Annotated in this window: 15 protein-coding genes; 9 read left to right on the forward strand and 6 right to left on the reverse strand. The window is 65.0% G+C overall.

From position 1 onward, the window contains the following. Positions 1 to 310 precede the first annotated feature (310 nt). Positions 311 to 1,447: a substrate-binding domain-containing protein gene (locus tag PGP17_RS09090; protein WP_270375094.1), complete on the forward strand. Its 1,137-nt coding sequence runs from the start codon at positions 311 to 313 to the stop codon at positions 1,445 to 1,447. 77 nt (positions 1,448 to 1,524) lie between these two features. Here the strand turns inward: PGP17_RS09090 and PGP17_RS09095 are convergent, their stop codons facing one another. Further along, positions 1,525 to 2,601, reverse strand: coding sequence for a glycosyltransferase family 4 protein (locus tag PGP17_RS09095; RefSeq protein WP_442915156.1), 1,077 nt, complete (start codon positions 2,599 to 2,601; stop codon positions 1,525 to 1,527). Between the two features lie 184 nt (positions 2,602 to 2,785). Here PGP17_RS09095 and putA point away from each other — a divergent pair, with 184 nt between their 5' ends. The 4 genes from putA to PGP17_RS09115 all read left to right on the forward strand — a co-directional run bounded on the left by putA (position 2,786) and on the right by PGP17_RS09115 (position 10,373). Then, complete coding sequence (gene putA / locus PGP17_RS09100) at positions 2,786 to 5,929, forward strand: bifunctional proline dehydrogenase/L-glutamate gamma-semialdehyde dehydrogenase PutA (protein ID WP_270375096.1); 3,144 nt, start codon at positions 2,786 to 2,788, stop codon at positions 5,927 to 5,929. A gap of 384 nt (positions 5,930 to 6,313) precedes the next feature. Then, a complete protein-coding gene (locus tag PGP17_RS09105; RefSeq protein ID WP_270375097.1) occupies positions 6,314 to 8,188 on the forward strand; it encodes a ribonucleoside-diphosphate reductase subunit alpha in 1,875 nt (624 codons plus the stop codon). 262 nt (positions 8,189 to 8,450) lie between these two features. Next, on the forward strand, positions 8,451 to 9,338 hold the full coding sequence (locus tag PGP17_RS09110) for a hypothetical protein (RefSeq protein WP_270375098.1): 888 nt from the start codon (positions 8,451 to 8,453) through the stop codon (positions 9,336 to 9,338). Positions 9,339 to 9,359: 21 nt separating this feature from the next. After that, positions 9,360 to 10,373 (forward strand): lipid A deacylase LpxR family protein, encoded by a 1,014-nt coding sequence (locus tag PGP17_RS09115; RefSeq protein WP_270375099.1) that lies wholly within the window; start codon positions 9,360 to 9,362, stop codon positions 10,371 to 10,373. Between the two features lie 6 nt (positions 10,374 to 10,379). On the opposite strand, the gene PGP17_RS09120 is transcribed toward PGP17_RS09115, so the two are convergent. The 4 genes from PGP17_RS09120 to PGP17_RS09135 all read right to left on the reverse strand — a co-directional run bounded on the left by PGP17_RS09120 (position 10,380) and on the right by PGP17_RS09135 (position 14,041). After that, positions 10,380 to 11,528: a trans-sulfuration enzyme family protein gene (locus tag PGP17_RS09120; protein WP_270375100.1), complete on the reverse strand. Its 1,149-nt coding sequence runs from the start codon at positions 11,526 to 11,528 to the stop codon at positions 10,380 to 10,382. Beyond that, complete coding sequence (gene metX / locus PGP17_RS09125) at positions 11,525 to 12,475, reverse strand: homoserine O-succinyltransferase MetX (protein ID WP_270375101.1); 951 nt, start codon at positions 12,473 to 12,475, stop codon at positions 11,525 to 11,527. The genes PGP17_RS09120 and metX overlap by 4 nt, the downstream gene beginning before the upstream one ends. Then, positions 12,475 to 13,446, reverse strand: a complete 972-nt coding sequence (locus tag PGP17_RS09130; RefSeq protein WP_270375102.1) for a homoserine dehydrogenase — start codon at positions 13,444 to 13,446, stop codon at positions 12,475 to 12,477. The genes metX and PGP17_RS09130 overlap by 1 nt, the downstream gene beginning before the upstream one ends. A gap of 232 nt (positions 13,447 to 13,678) precedes the next feature. After that, positions 13,679 to 14,041, reverse strand: coding sequence for a response regulator (locus tag PGP17_RS09135; protein WP_270375103.1), 363 nt, complete (start codon positions 14,039 to 14,041; stop codon positions 13,679 to 13,681). Between the two features lie 289 nt (positions 14,042 to 14,330). On the opposite strand from PGP17_RS09135, the gene PGP17_RS09140 reads away from it, so the two are divergent. Beyond that, on the forward strand, positions 14,331 to 15,365 hold the full coding sequence (locus PGP17_RS09140) for a ribonucleotide-diphosphate reductase subunit beta (RefSeq protein WP_135944432.1): 1,035 nt from the start codon (positions 14,331 to 14,333) through the stop codon (positions 15,363 to 15,365). A gap of 140 nt (positions 15,366 to 15,505) precedes the next feature. Next, positions 15,506 to 16,150: a MarC family protein gene (locus PGP17_RS09145; RefSeq protein ID WP_158291228.1), complete on the forward strand. Its 645-nt coding sequence runs from the start codon at positions 15,506 to 15,508 to the stop codon at positions 16,148 to 16,150. A 34-nt stretch (positions 16,151 to 16,184) separates the two neighbouring features. Here PGP17_RS09145 and PGP17_RS09150 read toward each other — a convergent pair whose 3' ends face one another. Further along, entirely contained in the window at positions 16,185 to 18,764 is a 2,580-nt protein-coding gene (locus PGP17_RS09150) for a bifunctional aspartate kinase/diaminopimelate decarboxylase (RefSeq protein WP_270375104.1), read from the reverse strand. A gap of 143 nt (positions 18,765 to 18,907) precedes the next feature. Here PGP17_RS09150 and PGP17_RS09155 point away from each other — a divergent pair, with 143 nt between their 5' ends. Both PGP17_RS09155 and PGP17_RS09160 read left to right on the forward strand, forming a co-directional pair. Further along, the gene (locus PGP17_RS09155; RefSeq protein WP_270375105.1) at positions 18,908 to 20,200 is read left to right on the forward strand and encodes an alkaline phosphatase family protein; all 1,293 of its coding nucleotides are present in this window, start codon (positions 18,908 to 18,910) and stop codon (positions 20,198 to 20,200) included. Positions 20,201 to 20,285: 85 nt separating this feature from the next. Further along, positions 20,286 to 20,501, forward strand: coding sequence for an AMP nucleosidase (locus PGP17_RS09160; protein WP_135944424.1), 216 nt, complete (start codon positions 20,286 to 20,288; stop codon positions 20,499 to 20,501). The last annotated feature ends 7 nt before the right edge of the window (positions 20,502 to 20,508 follow it).

The following is a 20,508-nucleotide window of genomic DNA, read 5'->3' on the forward strand; positions in this document are numbered from 1 at the left end:
GATAAGGCTTCCCTTCGGCCATGTAAAGTGGAATTCCATCCGTTGCAGCTCTCATGAGGGCGCGCGCGTCAGGAACGGACATTAGGTCACTGACAGGCTCCTGCCAAACGCGGGGATTTTTCGGCTTAAAATTAATAGCTTGATCGATATCCACCGTCCGGACGGCGAGGCTGCGGCCGGTGCAACTGCGTCCGGCGGGCCGACTGCCATCTTCGTGTCACACAGCTGTGGTTTTCACAGGCGAACAAAACCGCGGCCGCACACTCCCGGGTGCCGCGCGTCGTCCAACGTTTGAACGGATCCAGCCCAAATGAAAAACCGTCTTCTTCTGGCCGCCGCAGCGGCCGCTTGCACTGCAGCCGGTCTGGCCGGCGCCCACGCGGTGCAGAACCGCGACGTGCTGCGCGTGGTCGGGTCGTCCACCGTCTTCCCCTTCACCACGGCGGTGGCGGAGAATTTCGGAGCGCGAACCAATTTCCCGACCCCGGTCGTGGAATCGACCGGCACGGGCGGCGGAATGAATCTGTTCTGTGCGGGCGTGGGGACCAACCATCCCGACATCACCGGCGCGTCGCGGCGCATCAAGGCGAGCGAGTTCGAGCGCTGCCGCAATAACGGCGTCACCGAGATCACCGAGATCATGATCGGCTATGACGGCATCATCATCGGCAATTCCAGCGCCGCGCCGGCAACCGAGATGGACCGGTCCGATCTGTTCCTGGCGCTGGCCGCCGAAATTCCGGCCCCGGTCGATGCCGAGGGCGAGCTGCTGGTGACCGAATCCGGCGCGCTGCGGCCCGGAGCCAGCTTTTCCCAGGTTGCCGGCTATAGCTGCGAGACGATCGTTGCGAACCCGCATACGCGCTGGTCGGACGTGAGCCCGGCCCTGCCGAACGAGATCATCGAGGTCTACGGCCCGCCCCCGACCTCGGGCACACGCGATGCGTTCGTGGAGCTGGGTCTGCACCCCGGCGCGGAAGAGATCGAATGCCTTCACACCATGTCGCAGTCGGATGCGGACCGCTTCAACGCCATTGCCAGCCGGATCCGTGAAGACGGCCGCTGGATCGACTCCGGGGAAAACGACAACACGATCGTGCAGACCCTCGCCAATACGCCGACCGCGTTCGGCATCTTCGGCTACTCTTTCCTGGAGCAGAATGGCGACCGGATCGAGGGTGTTGTCGTGGAAGGCGTCGAGCCGACCTATGACGCCATCTCGGATGGCGACTACCCCATTTCGCGCTCGATGTATGTCTATGTGAAGAACCAGCATGCCGACGTGGTGCCGGGCGTGCGCGAGTTCGTCAGCGAGCTGACCAGCGAGGATGCATGGGGCCCGTTCGGCTACCTGGCCGAGCGCGGGCTCATCGCGCTCCCCGACCAGGCCCGCGCCAGCGAGGCGGCCTCCGGCCGGGCGCTGACCGCGATGGATGCGCCGGAATAGACGGCAGGTATCAGGCGAGAAAACAGAAAGGGCGGCCCCGCTGGAGGCCGCCCTTTTTCTTGTCCGAAGCCCGACGCCTAACCCGGGCGGCCGAAGCGGCGGATGCGGCGCCAGATACGGCGGCGCTCCGGGCGTGGCTGGGGCTTGAGGTTCTTGACGAACTCCTCCGCGCACTTGCGCCAGGAGAAGGTCTCGGCATAGGCGCGCGACTCCTCGCGGCTGCAGTCGAGCGAGCCCAGGCAGGCCTCGCGCAGGTCCTCGCTGACCACGCCGCCGCCCGAACCGGGAATGATGTCCTTGGGACCGGGCGCCGGGAAAGCGGCGACGGGTGTGCCGCACGCCATCGATTCCAGGATCACCAGGCCGAACGTGTCGGTCCAGCTGGGGAAGACCGAGACGTCCGCGTCGGCAAAATGGCGCGCCAGCTCCTCGCCCGATTTCGAGCCCGTGAACACGACATCCTTGTAGCGCCGCTTCAGGTCTTCCAGCTGCGGGCCGGGACCGACCACGACCTTGGTGCCGGGAAGATCGAGATCGAGGAAGGCCTCGATATTCTTCTCCACCGCGACGCGCCCGACATAGACGAAGATCGGGCCTTCCAGGCCCTCGTAGACGTTCTTGCCGTCCTGATGCCGGCGGGAGGGGTGGAACTGTTCGGTGTCCACGCCGCGCGCCCAGGGCGTGATGTTGTTGAAGCCGCGCTTGGCCAGGTCGTCACGCATGGTCGGGGTGGCGACCATCAGCCTGTTTCCCGAATTGTGGAACCGGCGCATGTACCAGTAGCCCGTCGAAAGCGGGATGAACGGAAAGCGCGCGTGCACGTATTCGGGAAACCTTGTGTGGTAGCTGGTCGTGAAGGGCAGCTTCCAGTTCAGGCAAATCTTGCGCGCCGCCTCCCCCAGACTGCCTTCGGTCGCGATGTGGATCGCTTCGGGCTCGAAGGCCTTGAAGCGCGCTTCGATGTCCTTTCGGGCGCCGAGGGCCATCTTGATGTCAGGATAGGTGGGCAGCGGGATCGTCCGGTAGCCGAGCCCCGGGTGGATGACCTCGACCTCGTGGCCCATCTCCCGGCATTCCTCGGTGACGCGCGACAATGTGCGCACGACCCCGTTGACCTGCGGTTCCCAGGCATCGGTCACCAGCATGATGCGCAATGGCGCGCCGTCTTCCATGAAAGACTCCCTAGAACAAACAAGAGGGCGTGGCCTCTTAACGCGATTTTGCGTTCACGCGAAGTGCGCACGCAGCAGACTTCACTTGCCGTGCCATGAAACGACTACCATTGTCCCGCGTTGATAGAGGGGGCAAAACCCGACCCTTGGCCTTCAGGATACTCTCATGCGTGACGACGTTGCTATTTCCATCGATTGGGACGGGCTCGACGCCCGCAAATACGCTGATGAACGCGACGCCGTTCACCAGCTGGACGGGCAGATCTCCCTCGACCATGCCCAGCGTCTGAGTGCGGGCGAGACTGCGGTCGATCTGGTCGAACGCGCGCGCAAGGGCAAGAACCGGACCGGGCTCATGGAGTCCTTCCTGCAGGAATTCGGGCTCTCGAACAAGGAAGGCCTGGCGCTGATGTGCCTGGCGGAAGCGCTGCTGCGCGTTCCCGATGCGGAAACGGCCGATACGCTGATCGCCGAGAAGATCGGCTCCGGCAAATGGGCGCAGCACGCCTGGAAGTCGGAAAACTGGCTGGTTAACGCCTCCACGCTGGGTTTGATGCTGACCGGCTCGCTGATGGAAGTCGATCCGGACGCCAAGAATGACCCGGGCAGCTACTTTAAGCGGATGGCCGGACGCATGGGCGAGCCGGTAATCCGTACCGCAACCCGTCAGGCGATGCGGATCCTGGGTGAACAATTCGTGCTGGGCCGGTCGATCTCCGCGGCGATCAAGCGCGGGCGCGGCTGGAAATTTCCCGAGGGCGCCAAGCCGCTCTTCTCCTTCGACATGCTGGGCGAGGGCGCGCGCACCGAAAAGGACGCGCAGCGCTATCAGCAGCGCTACATGGACGCGATCGCGGTGGTCGCCAAGCACCGCCAGGACGGGCCGATCACCGAAGCGGACGGGGTGTCGGTCAAGCTGTCCGCGCTCTATCCCCAGTATCACGCCTATAAGGAAGACGAGGTGATGGAGCACCTCTATCCGCGCGTTCTGGAGCAGGCGAAAGCCGCCCGCGATGCGGATATTGCGCTGTGCCTGGACGCCGAGGAAGCCGACCGGCTGGTCATCCAGATGAAGGTGCTCGAGCGCCTGTCGCGCGAGCCCGACCTGGCCGACTGGCACGGGCTGGGCCTGGCGATCCAGGGATACCAGAAGCGCTGCCGCGACCTGATCGAGCGGCTGATCAAGCTGGGCCGGGATACCGGACGCCGCTTCCCGGTGCGTCTGGTCAAGGGCGCCTACTGGGACACCGAGATCAAGCACGCCCAGCAAGCCGGCGTGCCGGACTTCCCGGTCTGGTCGACGAAATCGGCGACGGATCTGAACTTCATCTCCTGCGCCGAGCTCATGATGAGTGCGCCCGAAGCGATCTATCCCCAGTTTGCCACGCATAACGCGCACACGCTCGCCAGCGTGCGCGAGATCGCCAAGATGACGGGCAATGACGACTACGAATTCCAGCGTCTGCACGGCATGGGCGAGCCGCTCTACAACGCCGCCTACGAGGCGTTCGACGACATGAAGCCGGTGCGCATCTATGCGCCGGTGGGCAGCCATAAGGACTTGCTGCCCTACCTGGTGCGCCGCCTTCTGGAAAACGGTGCCAATACCAGCTTCGTGCACTCCTTCCTGGATCCCGATGTGCCGGCCACCGATGTGGCCCAGGGCCCGTTCGAGGGTGCCGCGACGATGGATCGCCACCCCTTCATTCCGGCTCCCCCTTTCCTATACGGCCCGGACCGGCGCAATTCGCGCGGCCTGGACCTGACCATCCGGTCCAATCTGGACCGGCTGGCCGAGGAACAGAAGACATTCGACGCCAAGGCGCCCTACGCGGCCGGCCCCATCGTCAACGGCAAGACCAGCAAGGGCGAAGAGACCGATACCTTCAGCCCGGCCGATCTCGACTTCAAGGTTGCCAGGCTGTCCCAGGCCAGCGAAGCCGATATCGAGACCGCCTTTTCCACCGCGCATGCCTATTTCGACGAATGGGATCATGCCGGCGGGGCCGCGCGCGCCAGCATCCTGCGCAAGATGGGCGATCTGCTCGAGGACGAGATGGAGCGCCTGATCGCGCTGATGACGCGCGAAACCGGCAAGTCGCTGGAAGATGGCGTGGCGGAGGTCCGCGAGGCGGTCGATTTCCTGCGCTATTACGCGAGCCAGGCCGAGGAAAAATTCGCCTCGCCAGTGCGCCTGCCCGGACCGGCCGGGGAAACGAACCATATCGAGCTGAAGGGCCGCGGCATCTTCGTGTGCATCAGCCCGTGGAATTTCCCGCTGGCGATTTTCACCGGCCAGCTGGCCGCAGCACTGGCCGCCGGCAATACCGTGCTGGCCAAGCCGGCCGAGCAGAGCCCGCTGATCGCCTATGAGGCGGTCAAGCTGTTCCAGAAGGCGGGGCTTCCTACCGAAGCGCTGCACCTTCTGCCCGGCGACGGCAAGGTCGGGGCGGCGCTGGTCAAGGACAAGCGCGTGCGCGGTGTGGCCTTTACCGGCTCGACCGAGGTGGCGCGCATCATCAACCGGACGCTCGCCGAGAAGGATGGCCCGATCACACCGCTGATCGCCGAAACCGGCGGGTTGAACGGCATGTTCGTGGACACTTCGGCCCTGCGCGAGCAGGTGGTCGACGACGCCATCCTGTCCGCCTTCGGCTCGGCGGGGCAGCGCTGTTCGGCGCTACGCGCGATCTTCCTGCCGGAAGATACGGCAGACATCGTCATCGAGGCGCTGAAAGGCGCCATGGATACGCTGGCCCTGGGCGATCCGGCCGATCCGAGCAAGGATATCGGCCCGGTGATCGATGCGGACGCGAAGAAGACCCTGGAAGAGCATATCGAGCGCATGGGCAAGGAGGCGAAGATCGTCCACCAGACCCCGCTCTCGCGCGAGCTCAAGGACAAGGGCTATTACCTTCCGCCGACTCTGGTGGAATTGCCGTCGCTCGACCTGTTGCCGGAAGAGAAGTTCGGTCCGATCCTGCACGTCGTGCGCTACAAGCGCTCCGACCTGGTTGGCCAGGCCAAGGCGCTGGCCGACAAGGGTTACGGGCTGACGCTGGGCGTGCATTCGCGCCTGCAACGCTTCTTCGACGTCATTCGCGAGACCGTGCCGGCCGGCAATGTCTACGTGAACCGCAACATGACCGGCGCAGTCGTGGGCGTGCAGCCCTTCGGCGGTGAAGGTCTGTCGGGCACCGGACCCAAGGCGGGCGGGCCGAACTACCTGCCGCGCTTCGCCTCCGAGCGAGTCGTCACGATCAACATCGCGGCCCAGGGCGGCGACCCGGAACTGCTGAACCTGACGTAGACGGAGCAGGCCCGGGGCAGAAAATACCCCGGCCCGGCGCAGTCAGAATCGCTTGACACGAGCGCTCCCGGATTCGCTTCCGGGGGCGTTTTCGTGCCGGGGTGCAGTTGCGTCCCGTCTTCCACATTTTTCCCCAGCCAATCGCATCGCCCGATCCCTTAATGAGTCCGGGCGCGGAGAGAATTCTGGTACCTTTTGTTAACTAAAAAGTCGCCTCGAACCGCCTTCGACCCGTTGACGATGTTTGGCAGCGCGATCACTATATGTAGCGGTTTCGGATGAAGCCGTAACCAGTTCTAGAGTTTTTCCAGCCGGCACACGGTTTTTGGGGACTGCCCTCGGGCAGGCAACCGGTGTGCGCTGGCGCCAAGGGAGCCGACGATCATGACCGCGTTCGACAGTGCGAGCACCGCCGCCGTAAAATCCTCGCGCGAGTTCCGCCGCGGCAAGCCGAAATCGGTCGAACTCTCGCTCGTCAAGGCGGTGAAGATCGACCGGTCGCGCGATGCGCTGCTGACCGATTTCGGCAAGAAAACGCTGGTCGACCGCTACCTGCTGCCCGGTGAGTCCTACCAGGACATGTTCGCGCGCGTCTCGGTCGCCTATGCCGACGATTCCGACCATGCCCAGCGCCTCTACGACTACATGTCGCGCCTGTGGTTCATGCCGGCCACGCCGGTCCTGTCCAATGGCGGCGCAGAGCGGGGCCTGCCGATCTCCTGCTTCCTCAACTCGGTCCACGATTCGCTCGACGATATCGTCACCACCTGGACGGAGAATGTGTGGCTCGCCTCGAACGGGGGCGGAATCGGCACCTATTGGGGTTCGATCCGCTCGATCGGGGAGAAGGTCGGCCAGAACGGGCAGACCAGCGGGATCATCCCCTTCATCCGTGTGATGGATTCGCTGACCCTGGCGATTTCCCAGGGGTCGCTGCGCCGCGGATCGGCCGCAGTGTACCTGGACGTGCATCACCCGGAAATCGAGGAATTCCTCGAAATCCGCAAACCGTCGGGCGATTTCAATCGCAAGAGCTTGAACCTGCACCACGGCATCAATATTACCGACGATTTCATGGACGCGGTGCGCGAGGACGAGGATTTCGAGCTGAAGAGCCCGAAGACGCAGGAAGTCATCAAGACGATCTCTGCGCGCAAGCTGTGGCAGAAAATTCTGGAGCTGCGCCTGCAGACCGGCGAGCCCTACATCATCTTCTCCGACACGGTGAACCGGGAGCTGCCCGCCCACCAGCGCAAGCTGGGCCTGAGCGTGCGCCAGTCCAATCTGTGCTCGGAAATCATGCTGCCGACCGGCGTCGACCATAACGGCAAGGACCGCACCGCCGTGTGCTGCCTGTCCTCGGTCAATGCCGAGAAATACCTGGAATGGAAGGACGATCCGCAATTCATCGAGGATCTGTTCCGCTTCCTGGACAATGTGCTGCAGGACTTCATCGACCGGGCCCCGGCCGAGATGGACCGGGCTGTTTACTCGGCGATGCGCGAACGCTCCGTCGGCCTCGGGCTGATGGGCTTCCACTCCTTCCTGCAGGCAATGAACGTGCCGTTCGAGAGCGCGATGGCGAGCTCGTGGAACCGGAAAATCTTCAAGCATCTGCGTCAGAATGCCGACCTCGCTTCGGTGAAGCTGGCCGAGGAGCGCGGCGCCTGCCCGGACGCGGAAGAAAGCGGCGTCAAGGCGCGCTTCTCCCACAAGCTGGCGATCGCGCCGACGGCGTCGATCTCCATCATTTGCGGAGGCACCAGCGCGGGCATCGAGCCGATCCCGGCCAATGTCTACACCCACAAGACGCTGTCGGGCTCCTTCACCGTGAAGAACCCCTTCCTGGAGAAACTGCTGGAAGAAAAGGGCAAGAACACCGCCGGTGTCTGGTCCTCCATCCTGGAGCACGAGGGCTCGGTCCAGCATCTCGACTGCCTGACCCAGGACGAGAAGGACGTGTTCAAGACCGCGTTCGAACTCGATCAGCGCTGGGTGATCGAGCATGCCGCCGACCGCACGCCCTATATCTGCCAGTCACAGTCGCTGAACGTCTTCCTGCCGGGCGATGTGAATAAATGGGACCTGCACATGCTGCATTGGACCGCATGGGAGAAGGGTGTGAAATCGCTGTACTATTGCCGGTCGAAATCCATCCAGCGCACCGCGTTCGCCGGGGCTGCGGAGAAGACCGGGATGGAGAAGGCGATGAGCGAGGCGGCGCCCACCGATTACGCCGAATGCCTCTCCTGTCAGTGAGACTCGGCCAGGTGTCTGAAAGATCCACACCCCGCGCTTCGGCGCGGGGTGTTTTCTTGTGCGTCAGGCGTTCACGCGCCAGCGCACCGAGTGTGGCCTTCCATCAACGCAGGCATGCGAAACTTCGCGGGAGCTGCGTCATTCGTTTGTAGTTCGGTAACCAAGCCCCGCATCATACTCAGTGTGAAAGAGCGGGAACATGGTAGTGTATCTGCGAGTTCATAAAGCACTGATGCAAGCTTTTACGGGGACTTGAAACACCGTGCGGATCGAATCCGGACATATCATTGCCGCCGCTGCAGCGATCCTTGCCACGAGTGCAACGGCGAGCGCGCAGTCGGCTCTTCCCGGGCCCTCGCAAGAGACCCGCGCGATGATCATGGGTCCGCTGGTTTCCCGCATCGAGGCGCAATCCGGCGTGCGCGCCGCGAACGAGGCCAGTCTCTCCTCCGCCCCGGCCGTCACCTACATCAACGCCCGATCGACCCGGCCGAACGTGACCCGCTTCGCGGCGGAGGCACTGGATGCGCGCTCCCCGCTTTTCGGACGCCGCGGCGTGTCCGGCTTTTCCGGCCGCGAGGCTACGCTGGAAAGTTCCGGAAATTCGCGCGTCATTGTCTCGATTTCCGAAGCCAACGATCCGTCCAACCTGTTTTCGAACGTCTCGCCCGACTATGTCGAGGCTGGCGGCATGCGGGTGGCGGGTATCGGAGAGGACCGGGCCCGTTCAATGGGCCTGAGCTATGAGACGCGCTTCGACGCGGTCGGCCGCGACAACAGCCTGGATGTCGGCATCGCCCCGCGCGCCGGCGTCAGCCTGGGCCAGTTCGGTCCCTCCTACGAGGCCGGGGCGACCCTGCGCGTGGGTCAGTACGTAAAGGAAGAGCTGGAAGGGCGTCCGGCCTGGTGGCTCTTCGCCGGTGCCGACCGCGAGACCGTGATGTTCGACCCGGGTGAAGGCCTGTCCAACTCGTTCGCCTATGGCGAGACCGCGATGGTCGGCGATGCCCAGGCCGGTGTCGCGATGCGGTTCTATGGCGCCGACCTGTCGGTGGCCTATGTTCATCGCGAAACTACCTATTCCATTCCTACCCATTCGTGGGAGACTTCCGAGGGCTTTGCCGCGTTTTCACTGAGCCTGCAGCACTAACTGCCACGGAAGACCATCATCATGAGATTTCCCGTCCGGGCCGCGCTGGCGGTCCTGGCCTTTTGCGCTGTCCCCGCTGCCCTCGCAGAAGAGGGCGAGGGAGAGCAGCGCAGAGGCGTGCCTGAGGGCAGTGTGGTGTCCCTGGTCGTGGAAAACGATTATTTCGTACGTAGCGACGACAACTATACCAACGGCTTGCGCCTCGAGGTCGTCTCGGCGGCCGACCGGGTCCATCCCTGGCTGCGAGAGCTGGCCAAATTCCATCCGCTGATCGATCTGGAAAGCACCGACCTGCGCGAGGGGTTCACGCTCAGCCACGCCATCTATACCCCCGACGACATCTCACTCGCCGTTCCGCCCGAGGACAGTCACCCGTATGCGGGTTATCTCGGCCTTTCCGGCTTTGCCAGTGCGCGTTCGCTGACGACCGAACGCACGCTGACGGTGGAAATCGGACTCGTCGGGCCGGCGGCCGGCGGCGAGTTTGTTCAAGCCAACTGGCACCGGCTGATCGATGGTGAAGAGCCGGCCGGTTGGGATACCCAGCTGGGCAATGAGCTGGTCTTCGCCGTTTCCGGACAGCGCCTTCAGAGATTCGAGGGTCCCCGCATTCTGGGCCTGCAGACCGATCTGATCAGTCACGCCGGGGCGACGCTGGGTACGCTGCGCACGAGCGCCTCTGCCGGGGCGACCCTGCGCATCGGCACCGATCTCTCGTCTGATTTCGCGCCGCCGCGCATCCGGCCCGCGCTGGCGCCGTCGAGCCTGTTCGTGCCGAGCTCCGGGATTGGCGGGTACATCTTTGCCGGGTTCGGCGGCTATCTGGTCGGCAAGGACGTGTTTCTGGACGGCAATACGTTTTCGGACTCGCGCTCAGTCGACAAACGCCACCTGACCGGTGACTTCCAGGCTGGCGGCGTGTTGCGCGTGGCCAGCTACCGGCTTTCGCTGACCTATGTCGTGCGCTCCGAACAATTCGTGGGCCAGCAGGCTTCCGACAGTTTCGGCGCGATCTCGCTTTCCTACGCGTTCTAGGTCCGGCTACCGGATCTCGAGACCTGCCTGCAAGTCCTCCCAGAGGTCCTCCGCATCCTCAATCCCGACCGAGAGACGCACCAGACCGTCCGCAATACCGGCTTCGGCTCGCGCTTCGGCGCTCATGGCCGCATGGGTCATCGTCGCCGGAATGCATACCAGGCTTTCGACCCCGCCGAGCGACTGGGCGAGGGTGAAAAGCTGGAGCGATTTGACGAGCTCGATGGCTTGCGCCGTTCCGCCCGACACTTCCAGGCTGAGCAGGGGGCCGCCCCCCGATTGCTGGGCGGCCGCGATGCCGCGCCCGGGATGGCCTTTCAGGAAAGGATAGTCGACACGCACAATCGCGGGGTGTGCGGCCAGCCGGGAAGCGAGTTCGAGCGCCGTCTCGCATTGCGCGCGCGCACGCAGCGGCAGTGTGCGCAGGCCGCGGGTCGCCAGAAAGCTGTCAAAGGCGCTGGCGCCCAGCCCAGCCGCATTGGCCCACCACGCGAGGCGCGTGTGCCGGTCGGCGTCCGAGCAAGCGACCACACCGCCGACCATGTCCGAATGACCGTTCAGCATCTTTGTGACCGATGAGACGCTGATGTCCGCGCCCAGCGAAAGCGGGCGCTGGAGGGCCGGGGTGAGAACGGTATTGTCCACGGCCACAATCGCCCCGGCATCGTGACCGAGGCGCGCGGCCTGTTCGATATCGGTAAGACGCAGGCGCGGGTTGGAGGGTGTCTCCACGAAGAGCAGATCGGCACCTTTGCGCAGCGCAGCCTGCAGGGCGTCAGGGTCGGTCGTGTCGGCATAGGTCAGCGCAATGCGCTGCTGCGCCGCGCGCGCATCGAACAGGCGGCGCGTGCCGCCATAGCAATCATGCGCGCACACGACGTGCGCGTGCGGCGGCAGGTCGTTCAGGATGAGGTCGATCGCGGCCATGCCGGACGCAGTGACGGTCGCGCCGGCGGCACCTTCAAGTTCGGCCAGTGCCGATTCCAGAAGAGCGCGGGAGGGCTGCTGGGTGCGGGCATAGTCGAACGCGCCCGGCTGACCGGGATCCTGGCGCCGGTAGCAGGCCGACACGCTGATCGGGGCCACGACCGCGTTGTGGCCGGGATCGGCATTGAGTCCGGCGCGTACGGCCCGGGTCGCAAAACGGTGGGTCACAGAACACTCTCCAGAAAGGCGTTTACGCGCGCGCACTCTTTCAGGAAGCCGTCATGGCCGAAGAGGCTGGGCGCGATTTCATGGCGGGCGCCGCGAATCTGGGCCGCGGTCCAGATGATGTCGCCCGGCGGGACGAGGCGATCGCTCTCGAAGCCGAGCAGGGCGCACGGGCAGTCAATCCTCGCAAAATCGATCTCGACACTGTCCATCGACTTCGACAGTGCGAGGAAGCGTTCCGGCGCCGTCGAGGCGGCATATTGCGCGCCGCGAACCTTCAGATACGCGGCCACCCCGGCGGCATCGCGCGACCCGGGGGCCGGCTCGACGAAGCGCGACTCAAACTCCTCGTGGGTGCGGTAGGTCGTCATTGCGAGCCGGCGGGCCAGCTCCAGCCCGCCAGCGCCATCGTTTCGCGCCAGCGCAAAGCTGACCATGTCGCGCTGGATGGAGCGCCAGGCTTGCGCCATCGGGTGAACACGCCCGGCTGCCGCGAGCAGCGCCAGGCTCGCGATACGCTCCGGCGCGCGCTGGGCCATGGCCAAGGCCACCACCCCGCCATAGCTCGCCCCGACAACCGCGAAGCGTGCGAGCCCCGCCGCGTCGGCCAGGGCCAGCACGGCCTCGGCCTGATCGTGGACGGTCGGGAAGGGGGCAACGTTCTCGGCGAGAAAATCGACCGAGAGGAGCTGGAAGCGGCGCGGATCCAGGGCATGGCCCTCGCCTGCCACGCCCGGCCACCAGCCGGCCTGTCCGTTCTGCGTCACGAGGCAACGCGTTGCGCTGACACCGCCGAGCACGGCGATGGCCGGCGCACCCGCTGGCCCGGTCAACCGCCCGGTCGCCTGGACGAACTGCCCGCCGGACAATTCCAGGCTGACGACATGCTCGCTACAGGCCGGACCGCAGTCTTCGTCCGCGCTGCCGGCTCGGGAGGCTGCTGAGGCCATCAACACGTCTCCGCGAGCAGGCGGGCGATGTCGCCCAGCATGCTGGCCGCCGTCGGACCTTTGCCCGCGCCCTTGCCGGAAAGGACAACCGGCAGGCCGGTCTCGGCATGAAGTACGACGCAATTGGCCTCGTCTTTCGTGCGCGACAACGGATCGTCCAGGCTGAGCGTTTCGAGCCTGACCTCCGCCGTGACCGTACCGCCTTCGCGCCGCAGGCTGGCGACCTGACGGATGCGGCAGCCATTCTCCACCGCGCGGGCCGGTGCGGCCGGATCGAGGTCGCGCAGCGACTGAGCGGGGATGGCGCGGGGATCGAGATCGACGCCCCAGGCCGTGCGCGCCATCAGGGCGAGCTTGCACGCGGCATCATGACCGTCGAGATCTGCGCCGGGGTCGGCCTCAGCAAAGCCGGCCTCCTGTGCGGCGGTCACGGCCGTTTCAAGCGATTGCCCGGCGGCGAGCCGGTCCAGAACGAAGTTGGAGGTGCCGTTCACGACTGCACGGGCCCGGGTCAGTTGCCGGCCCTGGGCCTTCAGCTGCGCGATCGCTTCGAGCACCGGCACCCCGCCGCCTACTGCGGCGGCGTAGGCGAAAGTCCGTCCGGCCTGCCGGGTGCGGGCTTCAAGATCGGGCCGGCGTGCGCAGACATCCTTGTTGGCGCTGACGATATGGCATCCGGCCGCCACGGCGCGTTCGAGCGCGCGTTCGGCCGCCTCTCCGCCGGGGAGGGCCTCGATCACGAGTTCGGGCCTGAGCGAGAGGATGTCGTCGATATCGGTGAAGACCGGCGCCCGGGTGGGCCTCGCGCGCGTCCGGTCCCTGACCAGGATGGCTTCCAGACGGATCGCCCGCGGGAGGTGAAGCAGCACCCCGGAGCCGACCGTGCCGCAACCCAGCATGACCGCGCGAATCGATCCCGTGGACGAAGCCACGGGCGAGGCGGCGGGAGCGAGTGTGAACAGGGTCGTCATGATCGGTCTCCGGTGTCGGTTCAGACGCGGAAAACCTATTCAGCGGACGGTGGGAAGAGACGGAAACTAAACGGGATGGCGTGAGCCGAATGCCCTTTTTTGGTTCTCGTCGCTTCGCTTTAGCCGAATTTGTTCCGCGCCCGCAAGCTGAAGCTCAAATCGGCGCGACTTCACGTATAAGGATATCTTTATGTGATGGCAAGCCCAATTCCGGCAAGGGGCCAGGTGCCGCTCATGACAGGATGCCGACCCGGACAAGAGCATGGCGCAGATCGCTTTTCATGACCGGCTTGGGCAAGAGAGGGGCGGCCGCGAAATCCGATTCGATTTCGCTGTGCGCATAGCCGCTGGCGAGAATCACCGGGATGGAGCGTTCGCGCAGGGCGTATGCGATGGGCCAGCTGCGGTCGGTGCCCAGATTGATATCAAGCATCGCTGCATCGGGTGGCGATTGCTCGATGAGTCTCAGCGCATTTTCCACGTTGGCGGCCGGACCCAGCGTGTCGCAGCCGAAGCTGGCCAGCATCTGGGACATGTCCAGTGCGATGATGGCGTTGTCTTCGACAAGCAGGATGGAGTGAGGTTTCTCGGTCACGCGGTTTCCTTTTTCAGGTTGCCCTTATCAACAGGGTCCCGCGCAATGAGTTCCGGGCGTGAGCAGCGGGCCGGAGGCTGCGGCGTGCGCGCTTCCGCCCCCTTGCGCCGGACCGGTCACGGCCTTCATGATGGCGTTGCACTGATCGTGTCCGTGGAAAACTTGCCATTCTCAGACACAAGGGGTGGACGTTCAGCACCTCTTAACCACTATATATTGAGATAGCCGGACATCGAAGAATCGCCGATCTCCCGGCCGCACGCACCAAGCCGTTCAGGAATTAATCGCCATGACCACGCCACAGATAGACAAACCCGGCCTCTTGACCACGAGCTTGTCCTACAAGCCGTTCCGCTATCCGTGGGCATACGAATTCTGGAAGAAGCAGCAGCAGGTCCACTGGATGCCCGAAGAGGTGCCTCTGGGCGAGGACTGCAAGGACTGGGCGACCAAGCTGAACGATCAGGAGCGCAATCTGCTGACGCAGATCTTCCGATTCTTCACCCAGTCGGACGTCGAGGTCGGCGCCAACTACATGGAAAACTACATGCCGCTCTTCAAACCGGTTGAAGTGCGCATGATGCTGGCGGCCTTCTCCAACATGGAGACGATCCACATCGCCGCCTACGCGCTGCTGCTGGAAACCATCGGCATGCCGGACTCCGAGTTCTCCGCCTTCATGGAGTACGAGGAGATGGCGGCCAAGCACGACTATCTCGGCCAGTTCGGCGTCGACAATGACGAGGATCTGCTGACCTCGATGGCGGTGTTCGGCGCGTTCACCGAGGGCCTGCAGCTCTTCGCCAGCTTCGCCATGCTGATGAACTTCCCGCGCTTCAACAAGATGAAGGGCATGGGCCAGATCGTGACCTGGTCGATCCGCGACGAGTCGCTGCACTGCGAAGGCATGATCAAGACCTTCCACACCTTCGCCGAGGAGAGCGGCGCGTTGACCGCGAAGGTCAAGGAGCGGATCGCCGAATGCTGCCGGACGGTCGTGGCGCTGGAAGACAAGTTCATCGATCTGGCCTTCGAGATGGGCCCGGTGGAGGGCATGACGCCGGACGATATCAAGTCCTATATCCGCTACATCGCCGACTGGCGGATGACGCAGCTTAAGCTCGATCCGATCTACGGCATTTCCGAACACCCGTTGCCCTGGCTGAGCGAAATCCTGAACGGGGTCGAGCACGCCAACTTCTTCGAAGCGCGCGCCACCGAATACTCCAAGGGCGCGACCAAGGGCGACTGGCACGGCGACGAGGGCGTGTGGAACACGTTCGACGTCTGGCGCACGAAGAAGGCGGCCGAACCGGCCGAATAGGGCCTGCGCCAAACGCACAGGTCGAGTATGCACAAACGCGCGTGCTGCAAAGCTTGCGCAGGATGCGGCGAACCCGTAAGGCGCGGGTTCGCCGCTTTGTTTTGCGGCTCTACTCGTGTTTGCAGACGGACGGCCTCGCGATGGATATCGAATTCTTCACCCGGTTTCTCGCCGCGATGTTCGCGATGCTGAACCCGCTTGCGGCGATGCCGGTGTTTCTCTCCCTGACCGAGGGCGAGACCGAGGCCAGCCGGCGGGCCACCGCGGTCACGGCAACGATCGCGACCTTCATCGCCTGCTTTGCCGTCGCGCTTCTCGGGCGTCAGATCCTCGGTCTGTTCGGGATCGGGATCGACAGCTTCCGCATTGCGGGCGGCATCCTGCTGTTCCAGATCGCGTTGACGATGATTTCGGGGGCGCGCCACACTTCCAATGCCGGCACCGAGCGCGAGCGCGGACAGATGGAGCGCGTGGACAATCCGGGCATCTATCCGTTCACCATCCCGATGACGGTCGGCCCGGGCGCTATCGCCACGCTGATCATCTTCTCCGAGCAGGTGGACAGCCCCGTGCGGGCAGGCCTGTTCGCAGGGGTGATTACCCTCATTGTGGGACTGCTCTTCGCCGCGCTGATGATCGCTCCGCTGATCGACCGGGTCATCAGTCAGAGCGCGCGGACCGTCTCCATCCGGATCATGGGCATCATCCTGGCCGCCCTCGCCGTGGAGTTCGTCATCAACGGGCTGAAGGGCTCCGGTCTGCTCAATATCGCCCTGCTGGGGTAGGCGCCGGGCCGTCATGGCCGGGGCTGGCCCCCGTCTAGTCCAGCACGTATTCACCCGCCGGCTCGCGCAGATTGTAGCGCGACCCCATGACCTGACCGTAGGCGCCGGCGGTGGCGATCAGGATGACGTCGTCCTCTTCGGTCTCGGGCATCAGGCGGTCGGCGCCCAGAAGATCGGCGCTCTCGCAGACCGGCCCCACGATCGAGGCCATTCCCGCCGGGGCGTCGCCGAAGCGGGTCAGGTTCACGATTTCGTGGCGCGCGCCGTAGAGCGCCGGGCGGATCAGCGAATTCATGCCGGTCGAAACACCGATGAAGCGGGTCGACATCGTATGCTTGATCTGGGTGACCCGGGTCAGAAGCACGCCGGATTCGGCAACCAGATAGCGGCCGGGCTCCATCCACAGGTCGAAGCCGGGCGCCGCCTTCTTCAGGGTCTGCAGATTGCGCTCCACCTTGGCGAGGTCGAGCACGGGTGCGTCCGGCATCTCCGGCACGCCCAGCCCGCCGCCGACATTGAGCAGCCGGACATGGTCAAAGCGCTCGGCCGCCTGCGCCAGGATCGTCCCGATCTCACGCCAGTGCTCGGCCTCCGCCACGCCGGACCCGGCATGGGCGTGCAGCCCGACGATACGCGCGCCGGCTGCTTCGGCCGCCGCGCGTGCCGCCGGCAGCATGTCGAGCGCAATGCCGAACTTGGCTTTGGGACCTGCCGTCTTGACGTGCTCGTGATGGCCCTTGGGGCGGTCTGGATTGACGCGCAGGATCAGATCCGCGCCCTTGAACAGCTCCGGCCACTGGGTGAGCGGATGCAGACCGTCAATCGTCAGATTGACGCCGAGCCTGAGGGCCGCCTCATACTCCTCGCGCGGGGCGAAGTTGGGCGTGAACAGGATTTCGTCCGGATTCAGAGCGTTCACGTGCTTGCGCGCATGGGCCACTTCGCCCATCGAGACGCATTCCAGGCCCAGCCCGGCTCCGTGGATCGTATTCAGCAGCTCGGGATGATTGTTCGCCTTCATCGCATAGAAGGCGCGCGAGACCGATCCGAGACCTGCAACCGCAGCGGCCTTCGACGCCACGGTGGCGCGGTCGTAGACATAAAGCCCGCCCGTGCCGGGCACGAGGTCGAGCAGCGCGTCGCGCCGCGCCTGCCACCAGGGCGGGTCGCGCCGGTCCTTCGCCTCGGCCGGGCCGGTGATCTCCGCCCAGCTCGGCCCGAAGACCCGGCTTTGCGAAACACTCCCGATCAGGCTTTCATGCAGGCGCGCGGCGAGCGCCTTGCCCTCGGGTCCATCCACAACGACGGTGAAGTTCAGATCGTTGGCCGCCTGGCTGACGAGCAGGATCGGCTTGTCCTGGAAGGCTTCGAGCGCCGGGGCAAGCTGGTGCAGGATCCGCCTTATGCCGTAGCCGACCATGGAGACTGCGGCCGCGTCCTCGATGATGCGCACCCGGCAGAGCGGTTCGAGCTCGCGCTTGAGATGGTCGAGCCGGTTGGTGTCGAGCCCCGGATCGGGGTCGAGGCTCACCGTCACGTTGGTTTCCGACGTCGAGACCAGGTCGACAGAGACGCCGCATGTCTTGAACACGGTGAAGACGTCGGCCAGGAAGCCGGCCTGGCGCCACATGCCCGCGCCTTCCATGACCACCAGCCTGATGTCCGATTTGACCGAAACCGCCTTCAGGCTGGGCCGGTCGTCGCCGGGCGCGCCGGAAATCCGCGTGCCGGGCAGGTCCGGACGAAACGTGTCGCGCACCTCGACCGGGATATTCGCACGGCGTGCCGGGCCGATGCAGCGCGGATGGATGACCTTGCCGCCCATGGTGGCGATTTCCTGGGCCTCCTCATAGCTCAGCGCCTTTAGAAGGCGGGCTCCGGAGGTCAGACGCGGATCGGCGCTGAACAGGCCAGGCACGTCGGTCCAGATTTCCAGCTTCTCGGCCTGCAGCTTGGCCGCGAAATAGGCCGCCGAGGTGTCCGACCCGCCCCGGCCGAGCACGACGGTGTCGCCACGCGCATTACGCGCGATGAAACCCTGGGTCAGGACCAGTGTCTCACTGTTCAGACGCGCCTGTAGCTCCGTATCGGGATCGGCGTCCGACGTATTGTCGAGATAGGCGCGGGCATCCTCGCCGTTATTGCGGGCCGCAATCGCGTCGCGTGCGTCCAGCGCAGTGGGTTCGAGCCCGGCCCGGGCGAGGGCTGCAAGCCCCAGTGCCGACGCCATGAGTTCCCCGTGTGCCATGAGCTCGGCGCGCACGCGCGCGCTCGCCTCGCCGACCAAGGCAATGCCGGCCGCGAGTGTGGCGATACGCTCGAACAACAGCTCAAGCGCGGGCGGGATGGAGAGGCCGGCCTGCCCGGCGAACTCGCGGTGGCGCGCCTCGATCTCGGCCACGGCCGCCTCGGCCCGGCCGTCCATCGCAGCTGCGGGCAGGGCTTCGAGCGCATTGGAGACGCCGGAAAGCGCCGAATGCACGATCAGCACCCGTTTGCCGCTTTCGAGATGACGCCGCGCCAGGCGCGCAATCACGTCCCAGTTTTCGGGGCGGGCAACGGAGGTGCCGCCGAATTTCATCACGATAAAGGGCTGGGACAGTGCGCCGGACATGGCCGATCCTCTTGACGGGCAAAGCAAACTCGAGAGCGATAGCCTGTTTGTTGCGCTGCGAAAAGCGCAAGCAGTGTCACGCGGGCGTCATAAGGGCCGCCTATGCGGTGGCCAAACCACACTAGGGTATGAGGGAGATTATGATGACTGCACGGTTTCACACGCTGGGCCTCGGCGCGTTCGGCCTGGGGGCTCTGGCGCTGTCGGCGTGCGCAAGCCAGGGCGGTGAGGCGCCTCGCATGGCTCAGGCCGACGAGGGCGAAATCGTCCTGATGATTGGGCTGGACGGGCTGCGCGCCGATTTCATCGACCTGTACGACGCACCCAACCTTCAGGCGCTGGCCGCCCGCGGTGTGCGCGCCGAGGCAATGATCCCGGTGATGCCGTCCGTGACTTTCGTCAATTTCTATTCGCTGGCGACCGGGCTCTATCCGGAGAGCCACGGCCTGGTCACGAACGCGCCCTATGACCGGGAGTTCGACACGGTGTTCGAGAACGGAGTCTCGACGCAGGAGGAGCGCTGGTGGGGCGGCGAGCCGATCTGGATTACCGCAGAGCGCCAGGGTGTCCGCTCGGGCGTCATGTTCTGGGTCGGGTCGGAAACTCAAATCGACGGCCAGCACGCGAGTGACTGGTCAGTCTACGAACACGAGAAGCCCTATGACGAGCGGGTCGACACCGTTCTGTCCTGGTTCGACCGACCGGCCAGCGAGCAACCGCGCTTTGCGGCGGTGTATTTCGACCGGGTCGACACAGTCGCCCACCGGGAAGGACCGGAGCATCCGCTGGTCGCAGAGGCGGTCGCCGATGTGGATGCCCGGGTGGGCGCGCTGGTCGCCGGCCTTGAGGCGCGCGGCCTGCTCGAGCGCACGAACATCATTGTCGTGTCCGACCATGGCATGACCGAGATCGACCCGGACAACGCCATCGCGCTCGATACGGTCATCGATTTCGACACGGTCTTCGTGCCGGAGATGGAAGGGCGCGGCGGTGCCGGGCACCGGCCGTTTGCCATGGTGTACGGCGAGCCAGATGCGATCGACGCGGCGTATGCGGCTCTGGATGGCGCGCACGAGCACATGCGCGTGTGGCGCCGCGGCGAGACGCCCGAGCATTATCACTTCAATCACGAGACGCGCGGTCCCGACCTGTTCGTGCTCGCCGACACAGGCTGGTCGCTCACGGCGCCGAGCCTGTGGTCGCGCGGCTATCCGCCCTATCCCGGGGTGCACGGCTACGACAACCACCACCCCGACATGGCCGCGACCTTCGTGGCCGCCGGTCCGATGTTCGAGAGCGGGGTCACCGTGCCGGCGTTCGAGAATGTGAACGTTCATGCGGTCATCGCGTGCGGGCTGGGCATCGAGCCGGCCGAGACCGAGGCCGATCCGGCAACGGTCGAACGTCTCACCGGCGGGCGCTGCCCCGCCCCCTGAGCCAAGTCCAGAGAAGCGCTTGGAAGGTGGGGGCGAACCCTGTATCGAAGGGGTAACCCGTTAGTTCGCGACAAGGAGTGCCGACATGGCCGACCAACCCCACCGCATCACTTTCCTGGCGAAGACCTTCTCGGCCGCCGCACTGGAATTCCACCGCGGACGCATGGCCGAGAAGGGCTACCGCACCGACGGACGCATCGAGTCGACCGTGTTCAACATGATCGACGAGGACGGGAAGATCGACACTGCGTTCGACGGCGCGCCGCTTTTCGCCGTGACCTTCGTCAAGCGCGAAGACTAGATCGCGC

Origin of the sequence: Marinicauda sp. Alg238-R41, assembly GCF_947331485.1 — a bacterium.
Taxonomy (GTDB): Bacteria; Pseudomonadota; Alphaproteobacteria; order Caulobacterales; family Maricaulaceae; genus Marinicauda; species Marinicauda pacifica.